Annotated in this window: 15 protein-coding genes; 12 read left to right on the top strand and 3 right to left on the bottom strand. The window is 35.6% G+C overall.

Annotated features, from left to right (window positions below):
* Positions 1 to 71: 71 nt before the first annotated feature.
* The 6 genes from PQF83_RS22690 (at position 72) to PQF83_RS22665 (ending at position 5,638) form a co-directional block, all read left to right on the top strand.
* A complete protein-coding gene (locus PQF83_RS22690; protein WP_001121580.1) occupies positions 72 to 668 on the top strand; it encodes a TerD family protein in 597 nt (198 codons plus the stop codon).
* Between the two features lie 23 nt (positions 669 to 691).
* Positions 692 to 1,276: a TerD family protein gene (locus PQF83_RS22685; protein ID WP_000146722.1), complete on the top strand. Its 585-nt coding sequence runs from the start codon at positions 692 to 694 to the stop codon at positions 1,274 to 1,276.
* Between the two features lie 79 nt (positions 1,277 to 1,355).
* A complete protein-coding gene (locus PQF83_RS22680; protein ID WP_001007531.1) occupies positions 1,356 to 1,934 on the top strand; it encodes a TerD family protein in 579 nt (192 codons plus the stop codon).
* 72 nt (positions 1,935 to 2,006) lie between these two features.
* Entirely contained in the window at positions 2,007 to 2,798 is a 792-nt protein-coding gene (locus PQF83_RS22675) for a TerC family protein (RefSeq protein WP_000025699.1), read from the top strand.
* 107 nt (positions 2,799 to 2,905) lie between these two features.
* Positions 2,906 to 4,537: a YceG family protein gene (locus tag PQF83_RS22670; protein WP_000492873.1), complete on the top strand. Its 1,632-nt coding sequence runs from the start codon at positions 2,906 to 2,908 to the stop codon at positions 4,535 to 4,537.
* Between the two features lie 18 nt (positions 4,538 to 4,555).
* Positions 4,556 to 5,638, top strand: a complete 1,083-nt coding sequence (locus PQF83_RS22665; protein ID WP_001064413.1) for a toxic anion resistance protein — start codon at positions 4,556 to 4,558, stop codon at positions 5,636 to 5,638.
* Positions 5,639 to 5,698: 60 nt separating this feature from the next.
* Here PQF83_RS22665 and PQF83_RS22660 read toward each other — a convergent pair whose 3' ends face one another.
* Together PQF83_RS22660 and PQF83_RS22655 are read right to left on the bottom strand one after the other, a co-directional pair.
* A complete protein-coding gene (locus PQF83_RS22660) occupies positions 5,699 to 8,365 on the bottom strand; it encodes a cation-translocating P-type ATPase (protein ID WP_000073719.1) in 2,667 nt (888 codons plus the stop codon).
* A 190-nt stretch (positions 8,366 to 8,555) separates the two neighbouring features.
* Entirely contained in the window at positions 8,556 to 8,780 is a 225-nt protein-coding gene (locus tag PQF83_RS22655) for a DUF1128 domain-containing protein (protein ID WP_000366197.1), read from the bottom strand.
* Between the two features lie 174 nt (positions 8,781 to 8,954).
* Here PQF83_RS22655 and PQF83_RS22650 point away from each other — a divergent pair, with 174 nt between their 5' ends.
* The 3 genes from PQF83_RS22650 to PQF83_RS22640 are packed head-to-tail and all read left to right on the top strand — an operon-like array spanning position 8,955 to position 10,864.
* Positions 8,955 to 9,419 carry a low molecular weight protein-tyrosine-phosphatase gene (locus PQF83_RS22650; RefSeq protein ID WP_000250909.1) on the top strand — a complete coding sequence of 155 codons (465 nt, stop codon included), beginning with the start codon at positions 8,955 to 8,957 and terminating at the stop codon, positions 9,417 to 9,419.
* 53 nt (positions 9,420 to 9,472) lie between these two features.
* Positions 9,473 to 9,988, top strand: coding sequence for a DUF4075 domain-containing protein (locus PQF83_RS22645; RefSeq protein ID WP_001085393.1), 516 nt, complete (start codon positions 9,473 to 9,475; stop codon positions 9,986 to 9,988).
* 6 nt (positions 9,989 to 9,994) lie between these two features.
* A complete protein-coding gene (locus PQF83_RS22640; protein ID WP_001226530.1) occupies positions 9,995 to 10,864 on the top strand; it encodes a YihY/virulence factor BrkB family protein in 870 nt (289 codons plus the stop codon).
* A 184-nt stretch (positions 10,865 to 11,048) separates the two neighbouring features.
* Here the strand turns inward: PQF83_RS22640 and PQF83_RS22635 are convergent, their stop codons facing one another.
* Positions 11,049 to 12,974, bottom strand: coding sequence for a heavy metal translocating P-type ATPase (locus PQF83_RS22635; protein WP_001083783.1), 1,926 nt, complete (start codon positions 12,972 to 12,974; stop codon positions 11,049 to 11,051).
* A 270-nt stretch (positions 12,975 to 13,244) separates the two neighbouring features.
* On the opposite strand from PQF83_RS22635, the gene PQF83_RS22630 reads away from it, so the two are divergent.
* The 3 genes from PQF83_RS22630 to lepB all read left to right on the top strand — a co-directional run bounded on the left by PQF83_RS22630 (position 13,245) and on the right by lepB (position 15,778).
* Complete coding sequence (locus PQF83_RS22630) at positions 13,245 to 14,195, top strand: DMT family transporter (RefSeq protein ID WP_000845689.1); 951 nt, start codon at positions 13,245 to 13,247, stop codon at positions 14,193 to 14,195.
* A 123-nt stretch (positions 14,196 to 14,318) separates the two neighbouring features.
* Positions 14,319 to 14,999 carry a lysoplasmalogenase gene (locus PQF83_RS22625; RefSeq protein WP_001051049.1) on the top strand — a complete coding sequence of 227 codons (681 nt, stop codon included), beginning with the start codon at positions 14,319 to 14,321 and terminating at the stop codon, positions 14,997 to 14,999.
* A gap of 242 nt (positions 15,000 to 15,241) precedes the next feature.
* On the top strand, positions 15,242 to 15,778 hold the full coding sequence (gene lepB / locus PQF83_RS22620) for a signal peptidase I (RefSeq protein WP_000983294.1): 537 nt from the start codon (positions 15,242 to 15,244) through the stop codon (positions 15,776 to 15,778).
* Positions 15,779 to 15,882 lie beyond the last annotated feature (104 nt).

Here is a 15,882-nt window from a genome sequence, read left to right as displayed (position 1 = left end):
ATGCTACAATATAAGAGGAGAATACAATATTTTCCGTATTGGAAAATGCTTTGTAGAAAGGAAGAAACTGCATGCCTATTATTTTAGAAAAAGGTCAAAAGATCGATTTAACGAAAGGACAACCCAAAGTAGCAAAACTACAGGTTGGCTTAGGCTGGGATCCAATTGGGCAATCAGGTGGGTTTCTGTCTTCATTATTTGGAAGTAAACCAAATGTAGATTGTGATGCATCAGTTGTTATGTTAGAAGAAGATCGTTTTTTAAACAAAAACGATTTAGTTTACTTCGGAAACAAGCTTTCTACTTGTGGTAGTATTATTCATTCAGGAGATAATTTAACAGGCGAAGGCGCTGGTGATGACGAAACAATTTTCGTAGAATTACATAAAGTTCCGAGCCGTATTAATCGTTTAGTATTCGTTGTAAATATTTATGACTGTGTAAATCGTCGTCAAGATTTCGGGATGATTCGTAATGCATATATTCGTATTCAAAACCCGCAAACTGGCGAAGAATTCGCACGCTATAATTTATCGGATAATTATGCTGGCAAAACGACTCTAATTGCAGGTGAAATGTATCGCCACGGAAGTGAATGGAAGTTTTCAGCTGTTGGAGAAGGAACACAAGATAAAAACTTAAGTGAGATTGTATCACGTTATCAATAATATAAACCGAGGAGGAATTGTATATGGCATCAATTTCATTGAAAAAAGGACAAAAGGTAGACTTAACAAAAACGAATCCAGGTCTTTCAAAAGTTCTTGTAGGACTTGGTTGGGATACAAATCGTTATGATGGACAAGCTGATTTTGATTTAGATGTTAGTATCTTTTTAGTAGGTGCTAACGGTAAAGTTTCAGGAGCAGAAGATTTTGTTTTCTATAATAACCCAAAAGGTGCGAATGGTGCTGTAGAACATTTAGGAGATAACCGAACTGGCGAAGGTGAAGGCGATGATGAATCTATCAAAGTAGATTTGAAAAATGTACCTGCACATATCGAACGTATTTGTTTCACAATTACAATTTACGATGGAGAAGGTCGTAGCCAAAACTTTGGTCAAGTTTCTAACTCTTTCGTACGTATTTTAGATGAAGAAAAGAATGCAGAGTTAATTCGTTACGATTTAGGAGAAGATTTCTCTATTGAAACAGCTGTTGTAGTAGGTGAACTATACCGCCATGCAGGTGACTGGAAGTTCAATGCAATCGGAAGTGGATTCCAAGGTGGATTAGCGTCTCTATGTAACAATTTCGGTTTAGATGTAGAGTAATAGATTTAGCTATCCATTAGTAAATATATATTTGCTAATGGATATATTTTTAAAGATTAAAATATAGGGGTGAATATACATGGCCATTCAGTTACAAAAAGGACAGAAAATCGATTTAGGTAAAACAAGCCCTGGCTTAACGAAAGCAGTAATTGGTCTTGGTTGGGATATTAAATCTTATGATGGTGGAGCTGATTTCGATTTAGATGCATCTGCCTTTTTATTAGATGTGAACGGAAAATGTACGAAGGAAACTGATTTTATCTTCTATAACAATTTACAGTCTCCTTGTGGATCTGTTCTACATACAGGAGATAATCGTACAGGTGAAGGTGAAGGCGACGATGAGCAACTTGTTGTAGATTTGAAGAAAGTTCCAGCAGATGTGCACAAAATTGCTATTACAGTTACAATTTATGATGCAGAAGGCCGTAGTCAAAACTTTGGACAAGTAGGAAATGCGTTCGTTCGTTTAGCGAATGAAGAAACGAATGAAGAAGTTCTTCGTTTTGATTTAGGGGAAGATTTCTCCATCGAAACAGCAGTTGTCTTTTGTGAATTATACCGTCATAATGGACAGTGGAAGTTTAATGCAGTAGGAAGTGGATTCCAAGGTGGCTTAGGTGCGCTTGTAAGAGCGTATGGCTTGGATGCATAGGAAGGAAACGATATTCGTTTCCTTTTTTTGACCTTTCTATAAATCTAGCAAAGAATAGGGGATATAGGTAAGATGAGTATTTTGCAAGGAATCCTTGATACGTATGCTCAATTTTTCGACTTGGACATGTGGATTAAAGTGTTGCAGGATCCAGTATCTTGGGGATTAATAGGTACACTTGTTGTACTTGAAGGATTGTTATCTGCTGATAACGCACTTGTATTAGCGGTAATGGTAAAACACCTTCCGGAAGAAAAACGTAAAAAAGCATTATTCTATGGACTTATTGGAGCTTATGTATTTCGATTTATCGCAATTGGAATTGGAATGTTCTTAATTAAATTAGCATGGGTAAAAGTGTTAGGTGCACTTTACTTAGCATGGCTTTCAGTTAAATACTTTATTGATAAACGAAAAGGTAATGCAGAAGAAGAGGAAGCTCATGGTATGAACCAAAACAGTGTTCTCTTCAGAATGTTTGGTGTCTTCTGGGGAACAGTTGCGATGGTTGAATTAATGGATATCGCATTCTCTGTAGATAGCGTACTTGCTGCATTTGGTGTATCAAATGAAGTTTGGATTCTATTATTAGGTGGAATGCTCGGTATTTTAATGATGCGCGGTATCGCTGGTGTATTCTTAAAATTGTTAGAGCGTATTCCAGAACTTGAAACGACAGCATATATTTTAATCTTAATTATCGCAGCAAAAATGTTATTGTCTGTCATTCATATTGAAATAAGCCATACAGTGTTCTTTATTATTTTAGTTGTAGCATTTGGAGCAACATTTATACTTCACTACATGAAGAATTCTGGACAAGCTAAAGAAGAAGTTGCAGCTACTAAAGAAGACAATAAATAATTGAAATGGGTTTGCTCGTTTTACGAGCGCCCATTTTTTATAGACAGAAATAGTTTATAATAGAAGAAAGACTTAGAAAAAGTAAATGTTTTTGGAGGTGAACTGTTGTGTTTTCACGTTTTACACTTCAACCATATGCATTAAAAGATGAATCAGATTTAAAGCAATTTGAAACGCTTTTAGAAAAACGTCCACAATATGAGCTGACAGAGAATGAGATGAAATTTAGTTATATAGCATGTCGAATCCTTGGCGTTCCTAATGATGTAGATGAATATTTCAATGAACTATTTGATTATAGTGAAGCGAAAGGAATTGAAGTTTTACATGAACAAAATTTAAATAAAGTAATCGATTCGGAAAAACTTCGTCATATTCAAGAAGTGTTCGGATTACATCAAGAAGCACCAAATGGTCTAACAGTAAATAGGCTAGTGGCACACTTATCTGGGAAACAACTTTTGCCGAAAGTAGATAATCCTGATTTACAACATTATATACATACGACATTTATTTCTGTATTGAAATTATATGAGAAACAACATAATCAATCTTTAAAGACAGAAGGCTTCCGTCGTTTCTTAATCGACATGATTAAATTAAGCGAAAATTACGTAGCGAAGTGGTTCTCTACGATTAACTATAAGAAACAAATGCCGCGTATTGTTTGGTACGGTGATGCACAGGAAAGCCGTATATATTTCTTATACTTTCTTATTATGCTCGGCTGCGATGTACTTTATTATCACCCAGAAGGAAAAGATGGATTTGAGAATGTCGATGAAGAGGGAAGGACATTTATTATGTCTCATCCAGGCCGTATTGCTCTTGAACCATTTCCAGATCGCCGCCGTGAGCGTGTTGCAACAGTAGCGTATCAAGCTTCAAAAGAAATTGAGCAAGTACTTCACCACGATAATTCACTGCTGTACAAGCCATGGCAATTCCGTTCCTATACGCCTGTAGCTCGTACATTAAAAACAACATATGATGAACTCTTTTTAATTACGAAAGAAAAGGCGTTTGTACGCCCGACATTCTTTGTTGAAAATAAACACATTTATATCCCTTCTTTATTTGCGAAAATATCAGGTGTTTCAAAGAATGATAAAGAGTATTTTCAACGATTAAAGGCTGTTACATCATTTGATAACAGTTTATTAATTAATACATTTCCGTTTACGAAAGAACAAAAAGCAAATTTCCAATACCATTATCGAGATGCATTAGACCGTGGGGGAAAATTGCATCCAGATTTAATTATGAACAGTCATTGGTGGCCGCATAAACGATTGCCAGAAGGATTACAACATGGTATTGCAGAAGCGATTATCCATACGTGTGAAAGCGAAATGTGTAAACCAATTGCAAAAGAGACGAAACAAGATGTAGCGCTATATGTTTTCGCGCAACTTTCTCAAATACCACCGAATATTTTAGAACAGCTTGAGAAATTTGATTATTCACAAGATGTACCGAAAATTGTTATATTTAATAATGAGAAGAGTGGAGAGTTAACTCGTTCTGATGCTGTTTTATTACTATTTTTAAATCAAATTGGAGTAGATGTATTCCATTTCAATCCAACGGGAAGAAACGATATTGAACCATATATTGAAGCGGGGGCATTTGATTCACATTGGCTTGAAGAAGTTAATTTCGATCTTGAGTTTCATGGTTCATCAGCCTATAAAAATTTATCACAAACAATAAAAGGACTATTTCGTCCATTTTTATAAGGAAAGGGAGAATACCATATGAATAACCCAGTCGTACTAGATTCGAAAACAGAATTAAATGAGCAAACAGCACAAGATGTTCGCTTGCAACTTAGACAAGATGCGGATGTACAACGTATTTATAATGCGGTAGATATTAAAGATCAATTAGAATTAATTGAACTTGGAAAAGAACCTTCTATGGAAATTTCACGTTTTGCTGATCAAATTTTACATACAATGTCATTATCAAAGATAGAAGATTCTGGTGAATTATTAAAACAGCTTGGTAAAATTATGGACCGATTCGATAGCAAAGACTTTGCGGAAGAGAAAAGCGGTTTCTTCTCACGTATGTTCAAAAAAGCGGATAAAATGATTGAACAAATCTTTAGCAAATATCAAACGATGGGCCGTGAAATTGATAAAGTGTATGTGGAAATTACAAAGTATCAAGATGAAATGAAAAAATCAATTGGTACGTTAGATGGTTTATATGAGCAAAACTTAAAATATTATTTAGACTTAGAAAAATACGTAGTAGCAGGAGAAATGTTATTAGAGCGTTTAAATACAGAGTTAGTTCCGATGTATGAAGAGCGTGTACGTAATAATGATCAATTAGCAGGTATTGAATTAGAGTCGCTTAAAAACTCTGTTGAAATTTTAGAACAGCGTATTGATGATTTAGAAAAAGCACGTATGGTTGCGTTACTTACAGCACCACAAATTCGTATGATTCAACGTGGTAATAATAAATTAATTGGTAAAATCAATACAGCATTTATTACAACGATCCCTATCTTTAAAAATGGTATCATTCAAGCGGTAAATGCGAAGCGTCAAAAGCTTGTTGCAGATTCTATGGCTGAACTGGATCGTCGTACAAATGAATTACTTAAGAAAAATGCACAAAATATCGCGACGCAAAGTGTGGAAGTAGCGAGGTTATCAGGTTCTTCTAGTATTAAGATGGAAACACTTGAGGAAACTTGGAACATTATTTCAAGAGGTATGCAAGAAACACAACAAATTGAAGAACAAAATAAACGTGAGCGTGAAGAAAGCCGCAAACGTATGGCTACATTAACAGAGAACATTAAAAAAGAATTACAAGGATAAAGTGAAACTTTAATCAGTGGGGTAAACGAAAAGGCAATGAGGAATAGTCCTCATTGCCTTTTAGTTTTTCTTCACTAATTTAATGATTTCATTCACAACAAGCGGAATGATACTTAATAAGAGAACAAATCCCCAATCTCGCATCGTTAATGCATGCACACCGAATATATTTGCAAGGGGCGGAATGGAGATGATACAAACTTGCATAAGAACACCGATAAGAAGGGAGAAGACTAAATATTTATTTGTAAAAATCCCAATTGAAAAGATCGATTTCGTTCTTGAACGCAAGTTAAATGAATGAACGAGCTGAGAAAAACTAAGAACGACAAATGCCATCGTTTGAGCGTGTAATAGAGCATCCTCATCAATTTGCTCTGGGAAAAGAGGGAATAGATGTGTATCTCCAGTATAGAACTTTGCTCCGGCGATAAAGGCTATTAGCGTCAAAAGGCCAATGACAACCCCATTGAAAATAAGGAAAGGAACGCTACCACTAAATAAGCTTTCTTTCGCATGTCGTGGTTTTTCCTTCATCACATCAGGATCTTCAGGATCAACCCCAAGTGATAATGCAGGCAGCGTATCTGTAATTAAATTCACCCACAAAATGTGAATAGGTCGTAGTGGTGTTGCCCAGCCGAGTAAAATGGCTAAAAATAAAGTGATAATTTCTCCGAAGTTACAAGAGAGTAGGAAGAGAATTGATTTTTTTATGTTACGATAAATGTTTCTACCTTCCTCAACAGCTTTCACGATAGATGAGAAATTATCATCTGTTAATACGACATCCGCTGCCCCTTTTGCAACATCTGTTCCTGTAATGCCCATCGCTACGCCAACATCTGCTTGTTTTAAAGATGGAGCGTCATTGACGCCATCACCAGTCATAGAAACGATATTGCCTTTTGCACGTAATGCTTTTACGATCTTTACTTTATGTTCTGGAGAGACTCTAGCGAATACATGTAAGCGATCAATTTTGTTTGCTAGTTCTGTATCTGAAATGTTGTCTAATTCAGTTCCAATCATAATTTCAGATATTTCTTCAGCGATGCCAAGTTCTTTAGCAATTGCAAAGGCGGTATCTTTATGGTCACCAGTAATCATAACTGTGCGAATACCGGCTTTTTTACATTCTGTAATTGAATCTTTTACTTCAGTTCGCGGTGGATCAATCATACCGACAAGACCAATAAAGATGAGATTTTCTTCGAGATGATCTATATCCACATCGTTTGAATTGTATTGTTTAAATGCGAATGAAAGTACTCTTAAAGCTTCTTGAGACATTGACCCAGCGGCTTCTAATATTTGATCTTTATCAGCATCTGTTAGAACCTCGATTTTACCGTTTTTAAATATGTGGGTACATCGAGGTAAGAGTTTATCGATAGCACCTTTCGTCATGCTATAGTAGCTTTCATCATATGTATGCACGGTTGACATCATTTTACGATCTGAATCAAAAGGTAGCTCATTTACACGTTCATGTATTTTTTCTAAATGATCTTTTTGCATATTAAAGGTGCTCCCGGCAACGAGAAGAGCAATTTCAGTCGGGTCTCCCGTTTGTGAGTCATTATTGTAAGATGCATCATTACATAGCACCATATTTTCTAACAATAGACGTTGCACATCATTATTTACGTTTAAATTTTCTAATTGATCGTATGTGTTATCACTATAAAAGTGAGTAACGGTCATTTTATTTTGTGTTAACGTACCTGTTTTATCTGAACAAATAATTGTGACAGAACCGAGAGCTTCAACAGCTGGTAGTTTCCGAATGATAACATTTTGTTTAATCATACGCTGCACACCAATTGCAAGAACGATGGAAACGATAGCTGGCAAACCTTCTGGAATAGCTGCAACGGCTAAACTAATTGCAGTCATAAACATTTCTAGTGTATCTCGTCCTTGTAAAAAGCCGATGAGAAACATCACGATACAAATAGCTACAGCAACAAAGCCTAAATACTTTCCGACTTGTGCTAAGCTTTTTTGAAGTGGTGTCATATCATCGTCTGCTTCATGTAACAAGGTAGCAATCTTACCAATTTGTGAGTTCATTCCAGTTTCAACAGCAACACCAACGCCTCGTCCATATGTAACAAGAGTAGACATAAAGGCCATATTCTTTTGATCACCGAGTGGTACTTGTTCATCACTTTGCATGGAAGGGTGGTAGATTGCATCTTTATCAACAGGGACAGATTCACCAGTTAGAGCAGATTCTTCAACTTTTAAATTTGCGGTTTCGATCAGGCGTAAATCGCATGGGATATATCGTCCGGCGTCGAGCATAACGATATCACCTGGAACGACGTGCTCAGATGGAATTTCTTTTAGTTCACCATCTCGCTTGACGATAGCTTTAGGTGTCGCCATCTTTTTCAATGCCTCTAAAGCTTGTTCTGCTTTCGATTCTTGGACGACACCGATAACAGCATTTAAAACTACAACGAGCGCAATAATACTTGCATCAGCCCATTCACCTACAAAGGCTGAAATAAGGGCAGCAATAATAAGGACATATACGAGGACGTCATTAATTTGGGCGAAAATACGCTGCCATAAAGTGCGTTTTTGTTTTGTAGCTAATTCATTAGAACCGTATTGCTTTAAACGTCCATTTACAATTTCTTCTGTTAAACCGTGTTGTTCGTTTGTTTCTAGGTCGATTAATGTTTGATCTTTCGTCTTACTGTACCAATTGCTCATAAGTAAGCACCTCCAGTAAAAACAGTTAGCAATGGTAGTGTTGCTATTATTTGTGAGTAGTATGTATGGAGAAAAAATCTAAGGTGAGGTTCTACTTCTATTGTACAATATTTTACAGTTGATTGAGGGAAAGAGAAGAGTTGTCATGAATTTGTTGGAAGTAAAAAAGAGCCTCATAAACGAGGCTCCTTTACTTTTTAATTAATGTACCTAATTCTTCTGTAATAGCTTGCATTTCACTAATGCTGAATGTTTCACGTTTCATAACATGCTCATAAATGTCACGTAAGTCTTCGTACATTTCTTCATTAAAGCTAGCAGCTCTCATCGCTCCAGCATTAACCATACGTAATTTTTCTTTAATAGCTTCAACCATATATTCAACGTTTTCTTCTGACTTTACGGATAAATCCACCGAAGTGTCCCCCTTTAAAATAACATAAGGCTATCTTAACATTTTTTATCATTTTCGTTAATGAATCTTTTCAATCCTATTAAATTAGTAGGGATTTCCTTTATATTCACTAATTGGTTGTTTATACTATAAGTATATATAAAGAAATGCACCAAGAAAGGAAGAAACAAAAATATGGTTCAAGTATTGTTTGTTTGTCTTGGGAACATTTGCCGTTCGCCGATGGCAGAAGCGATTTTTCGAGATCTTGTCGTAAAAGAGGGACTCGAAGAGAAAATTGTCATTGATTCTGCAGGAACTGGAGATTGGCATGTTGGCCATCCGCCACATAAAGGAACACAAAAAATTTTAAAAGAAAATGCAGTCACTTTTGAAGGAATTAAAGCAAGGCAAGTAGAAAAAGAAGACTTAACAAAGTTTGATTATATTATTGCCATGGACAACAAGAATATAGCAGATTTAAAAAGTTTAGGTAAAACTGGAGGCTATATTGGTAGGCTGTCCGATTTTGTTCCAGACGGTGGCTGGACAGACGTTCCCGACCCTTACTATACAGGGAATTTCCAAGAAGTATATGACCTTGTAACAGAAGGGTGTGCAAAGCTATTAGCTTTCATTCGAAAAGAACAAGGAATATGAGGAAGCTTAGAAAGAAATACTTTCTAACATAAGAAATGAAAGGGTGAAGGAATATGGCAAAGAAAAATAATATTGCTCGAAACATTGCGATTGGTGTAGCTGCAGGTGTAGCTGTATCTATGTTGAAGAAAGAAAACCGTGAAAAAGTAAAAAATACTGCAGAAAAAGCAAAAACAAAGATGATTGAAATTGGTGAAAATGCAAAAATCAAAGAAAAAGTGCAAACTGTTACAGATAAAGGACGCGAACTTGCTGATTTAAATGTAGTGAAAGCAAAAGTAGCAGAAATTAAAAAATTGACGCCGTCTGTTGTAGAGACGTTAAAAGAAACGAAAGAAATTTTTAGTAAGAAAAAGGTTGAGCCAGCAGAGAAGCCAGAAACGATTGAAATTCAAGCTGTTTCTCCAAAAGTAGATGAACTGAAAGCAGAAGAAGAGCCGGTAGTTGCTGAAGATGGCGGTATGAAAGAAGCGCGTGAACTATTTATGAAAGACTCCAATGTAGAGGAAAAAAAAACTGAAGCGTACATTGAGTTGAAGCAAGATAAAGAAGAGAAGAAAAGCGTTTAACCATATATGAGAAAAATTTTAGAAAAGGTGAGAAGAAATCGTACTTATTCGTTTGGTAAAGATTTATATGACCGAACGATGCGCGATGATGTAGCGGGCTTGGCAGCACAGCTCGCTTATTTCTTCTTGCTTGCGATTTTTCCTGGGCTTGTTTTCTTAATTACGCTTCTTGGATTCATTGACCTTCAAACAGAAAGTGTGCTCAACTTATTAGAACCGTACGTACCTGAAGATGCAATGTCTTTGATTGAAGTAAACGTGGATAAAGTTGTAAATGAGCAAAATGGTGGTTTATTATCATTTGGTTTATTATCAATGCTATGGTTTGCTTCAAATGGTGTAAATGCGGTGATGAATGCTTTTAACCGTGCGTATGATGTAACAGAAACACGTTCTTTTATTAAAACGAGGGCGTTATCAATTGTATTTACATTAGCGATTATTTTTATGATTGTGTTTGCACTAATTGTTCCAGTGTTTGGACAAGTCATTGGGGCAGCTGTATTTAAAGCAATTGGTTTATCGGATAGTTTTTCTTACGTGTGGAGTATTACGCGTTTAGTAGCGAGTTTCTTCGTGTTATTTGCATTGTTTAGTTTTTTATATACATTTGCACCAGATCGAAAATTAAAAAGAAGAGAAGTCATTTCAGGAGCAACATTTGCTACTGTAGGATGGATTGTGGTATCGTACTCATTTGCTTATTATGTAGATAAGTTTGCGAATTACGCCAATACATATGGTGGTCTCGGTGGTATTATTATTTTAATGTTATGGTTTTACTTAACTGGATGGGTAATTTTACTTGGCGGTGAAATTAATGGTTTACTCCATCATTATAGGACGGGTGACAATAATTCCCGTAATGAAAAGTGAGCTCTTGTTCCATAATAATAGGGAACAGGGGGGATATTTCATGAGTAATAATAAAAAGAATCACAACAATAAAAATAACAATAAACAAAAGAGTAGTTCGCATCCAAAGCATAAAACGAGTGGTAGTGCAAACGGGCATAATAGCTACCATTAGAAAAAACGGGTCCTTTATGAGGGACCCGTTTTAATTGTTTCCTTTTAATAATCGTAAGCCATTTAAAATAACAAGAATCGTACTTCCCTCATGCCCGATAACCCCGAATGGAAGAGCTAAAAATTGCATGAAGTTTGAACAAATCAGCATTGCAATTACAGCTAGTGAAAAGATTACGTTTTGCTTTACAATACGGTTCATTCGTTTTGATAAACGAATTGCTTGTGAAAGTCGAGATAACTCGTTCTTCATAAGTACAACGTCTGCCGTTTCTAAAGCTACGTCTGTTCCTTCTCCCATCGCTACACCAATGCTAGCAGTAGCGAGTGCAGGGGCATCATTTATACCATCTCCGACCATTGCTACTGTCCCGTATTTTTCTTTTAGCTTTTTAATCGTTTCCACTTTTGTTTCTGGTAAGCATGATGCGTAATATTCCTTTATATTACTTTCAGAGGCAATTGCTTTTGCTGTTTCTTCATTATCACCAGTAATCATAATTGCTTCGACACCGATGCTTTGTAATTCGCGAATAGCAGCTATCGTTTCTTGGCGAAGTGTATCTTTTAAAGCGATAAGCCCAAGGATGCCATCCTCGTCACTAATATAAACGACAGTTTTACCTTCTTTTTCAAGGGAAGCAGAAATACCATTATGAAATGTCTTTGTTTCTTCACCGATAAAATCAGCTTTACCTATTTTATAAGCTTTGTTTTCGAATGTTCCTTTTAGCCCAAAACCAGTTACATCTTCAACGTTTTCTGGTTTTTTTAATGTAATGTCATACGCATGTTGTGCATACTTCACAATAGATTCAGCTAAAGGATGTGTAGAGTGACTTTCAATTGCTGCTGTAATTGAAAGTACTTCTTTTTCTGTCATATTTTCTCGAACATATACATCTGTTACGGTAGGTTTTCCTTCTGTTAATGTCCCTGTTTTATCAAAAGCAATTGCTTTTACTGAAGCGAGGCGTTCTAAATGTATGCCACCTTTAAAGAGAATTCCATTTCTTGCTCCGTTAGAAATAGCAGATAACGTTGCTGGTGTAATGGCAGCAACGAGTGCACAAGGAGATGCGACTACAAGTAAGATCATAGCGCGATAAAACGTTTCATTCCAGCTCCAATCTAGTAAGAAATGAGGGACGAACATCATAAGCGCAACAACGAGTAGTACACCTTTTACATATGTTCCTTCAAACTTTTCGATGAATAGTTGTGATGGTGATTTTTCACTTTGTGCACTTTGAACGAGACGGATAATCCTTTGGAATAATGTTTGATCGCTCGGCTTTGTAATTTTAACTTCGATAGCACCGCGTAAGTTTACAGTACCAGCAAATACTTCATCACCATGTTTTTTTTCATTTGGAATAGGTTCACCAGTAATCGCTGCCTCATCGATATTTGTTTCACCGCTATGAATCGTACCGTCAGCAGGAACGCGCTCACCTGGCTTAATTAAAATAATGTCGTTAATTTGTAATCGTCCAACAGGAACACGTTCCTCGGTTCCATTTGAAATACGTAATGCTTCTTCAGGTTGTAGATCAAGAAGCGCTGAAATTTCTTTTTGGCTTTTACTTAATGTATAAGATTCCATTGCACCGCTTAGTGCGAAAATAAAGATTAAAATCGCGCCTTCTGCCCAGTAGCCAATAATTGCAGCACCGATAGCAGCAAAGAGCATAAGCATTTCGACATTTAGCTCTTTCTCCTCAATTGTATCTTCAATACCTTCTTTTGCTTTTGCATATCCACCAACTATATAAGCAAGGATATAGCAAGTAATGCCTACATTCATTACATCGTTCTTTGTGAATAACCAACCAGCTAAAATGAAAATACCAGATGCGATTGCAAATATAAGTTCATAATGTTTCTTTAATGTATCCCATAAAGAGGGATGAGAAATAGACTTTTGTACTTGTAATGTTTTTACTTCTGAGTTCATTACTACTCGCTCCTTCCAAATTCTTATTGAGAAAAATAATCAAAATCGAAACCCCTATAAAACGACGAAAGCTGCCATCCATAATGGATAGCAGCATTTCTGTTGAATCTGTTTTTAACAGTTATTATGTTGTAATTATTCTATAGTATAGCATATGTTTTCGTTAGATGATATGTTTTTGTTTGCGTATAAACTGAAAACTTGTGTTTTCACAGTTCCTTTGGTATATATGAATATTGTTCGTAAAAAGATCGGAAAGGAAGACAACAAGTGAAGACAGAGAAATTTTTTACCCATCCGATTGGCGTGTTTATTGCTGCAATAGTAGCGACTTTTTTATGGGGGAGCGCATTCCCTTTTATTAAATTAAGTTATGCTGAACTTGGAATTCAGCCACAAGAAGTTGGGGAGCAAATATTATTTGCTGGTTATCGTTTCTTCTTATCTGGGGTTATGCTTTTATTCTTCTTTAAAGCGTTAGGAAAAGATATGAATTTCAAAAAAGGAACGGGGAAGCAGTTAGTACAAATTGGTTTATTTCAAACATTTCTTCAATATATATGCTTTTATATTGGAATGAGCTATAGTTCTGGTATTGAAGGAGCTATCATTTCAGGAACCTCATCATTCTTTCAAATTTTACTCGCACATTTTTTATATAAAGATGATGCTCTTAATGTGAGAAAAGTAATTGGAGTTTCTATCGGCTTCTGTGGTGTCATTTTAGTAAATGTACCGAGTGATGGTAGTTTGTCATTCCATTTCGGAATTGGTAGTTTATTACTTATGATTGCAGCAATGTTGTACTCGTATGGGAATATATTGGCGAAAGAAGGTAGTAAAACATTAGATGTTGGCTATATGACAGCATACCAAATGATTTTTGGTTCTATCGGGCTATTATGTATAGGGGCTTTGCAAGTTGGAGTCATGCCATTTACATTCAGTGTACATGCAATACTTATGCTGATTTACTTATCTTTCTTATCCGCAGCAGGATTTTGCATTTGGAATACAATTATGAAGTACAACAAGGTTGGAAAAGTATCAATGTACATGTTCTTCATACCCGTATTTGGTGTGTTATTATCGAGCATGATTTTAGGAGAAGCAATTCATTCATTTGTATTATTTGGTTTAGCATGTGTAGCCGCGGGAATTATCGTGGTGAATCGTACGCCAGCTAAGCAGAAAATGGAGCAAGAAAAACAAGTAGCATAAATAACAGGAAAACGATTAAAAAAGAAGAACAGTACTGTTCTTCTTTTTTTATGTAGAAAAAGGATAATAGACTAGGTGTAACGAAAAAAGATACAAAAAGCATTTTATTGGGGAGAACATATTATGAATCTACTTTACATGGTGTTAATTGCACAAATCATTCTTTTTTTAATTGGTGTAATTTATGCAATAGGACAGACAAAAAAGAAAAGAAATAATATGCCGTTACCTTTAGCGGTGCGTCTTATTCTTAGTTTTTCTTTAACAGCAAGTGCAATTTGGATATGGTTACAAGATCCATCAGTAGATTATAGTACGTGGGTTGCACTAGGTATGACGTTATCAACTGTAGGGGATTTATTTATGGCAGGTTTAATTCCAATTGGTCACAGGCTAATTGGAGGGATGATTACTTTCGCGCTTGCGCATTGTTTTTATGTAAAAGCATTTTTGCAAACAGGTATTTCATGGAATGGTTTTTGGATTGGTTTACTCGCATACGGACTCTTTCTCATTATAGGATGGTTCTTTTTTATTCGAAATGAGAAACAAGATAAATTGTTTTCGATAGGAGCGCTAATTTACGGATTGTGGGTTGGAGGAATGGCTTGCTTTGCATTCGCCTTATACTATGAGAATACAGGAATATGGTGGATACCAGCTTTTGGTGGTTTACTATTTGTGATTTCTGATTTTATTATTGGCGTGACAGATATTGGAGGGCGCAAATTAAAGTATGAACCACTTTGGATTTGGTTTACATATGTAGCGGCTCAAATGTGTATTGTATATGTGGGAATATAAAAGGATACTCTCCAAATAGTAGATAGACTATTTGGAGAGTATCTTTTTTACTATTTTGCTTCAGCCAAATTTTACTGTCTATAAATAGTGAGGTACATATAAAATATGGTATATAAAAATAAGGATTTTATGAGGATGTTATTTTAAAGTTTTTAATATTCTAATTTTATAATTCAGAATTTTATAGAAATTAAGTAGTTGAAGTCTTTATAATAAAAGTAAAAACATGATGAGATGGTGGAATGATGCAAAAGAAAAAACGGTTGCGTGAATTCTTTGGAACAATTGCAATTGCTTGTTTGCTCGTGTTTTTGGCGAAAATTTTCGTATTTTTTCCTACGACTGTAAAAGGGGCGTCTATGAAGCCAACGTTACAAGATGGGGATAAGGTGATTGTGAATAAGTTGGCAAAGAAATTTGAAAGTTATGGGAGAGAAGATATTATTGTTGTAAAGACAGAAAATTTTTATGTGAAAAGGGTTATTGGTTTGCCTGGCGATGTTATTGAGGTGAGAAATGATCAATTATATGTGAATCATGAAGTGATAGAGGAAGCGTATTTGTATAGTAATAAAAAACAAGCTGAAAAAAAACTTATGAATTTAACGGAGGACTTTGGACCAATTACAGTTCCTAAAAACAAGATTTTTGTTATGGGAGATAATCGCTTAATAAGCAGAGATAGTAGAAATGGTTTAGGACTCATTGATAAAGCTGATGTATTAGGAGAATTAGCGGCAATTTATTATCCATTTGAACATATGAAAATAATGAATTAAAGTAAAAAACCAAGCAAATTTCAGTTTGCTTGGTTTTTTATCCCGCTTTAATGGGCAGTAAGACCCCCACCTCAAAATTCAGCGAAAGCAAGGAAGTTAGGTGG

Origin of the sequence: Bacillus sp. FF-1 (genome assembly GCF_028548245.1) — a bacterium.
GTDB lineage: Bacteria > Bacillota > Bacilli > Bacillales > Bacillaceae_G > Bacillus_A > Bacillus_A paranthracis.
This window is presented reverse-complemented; position numbering and strand designations above follow the sequence as displayed.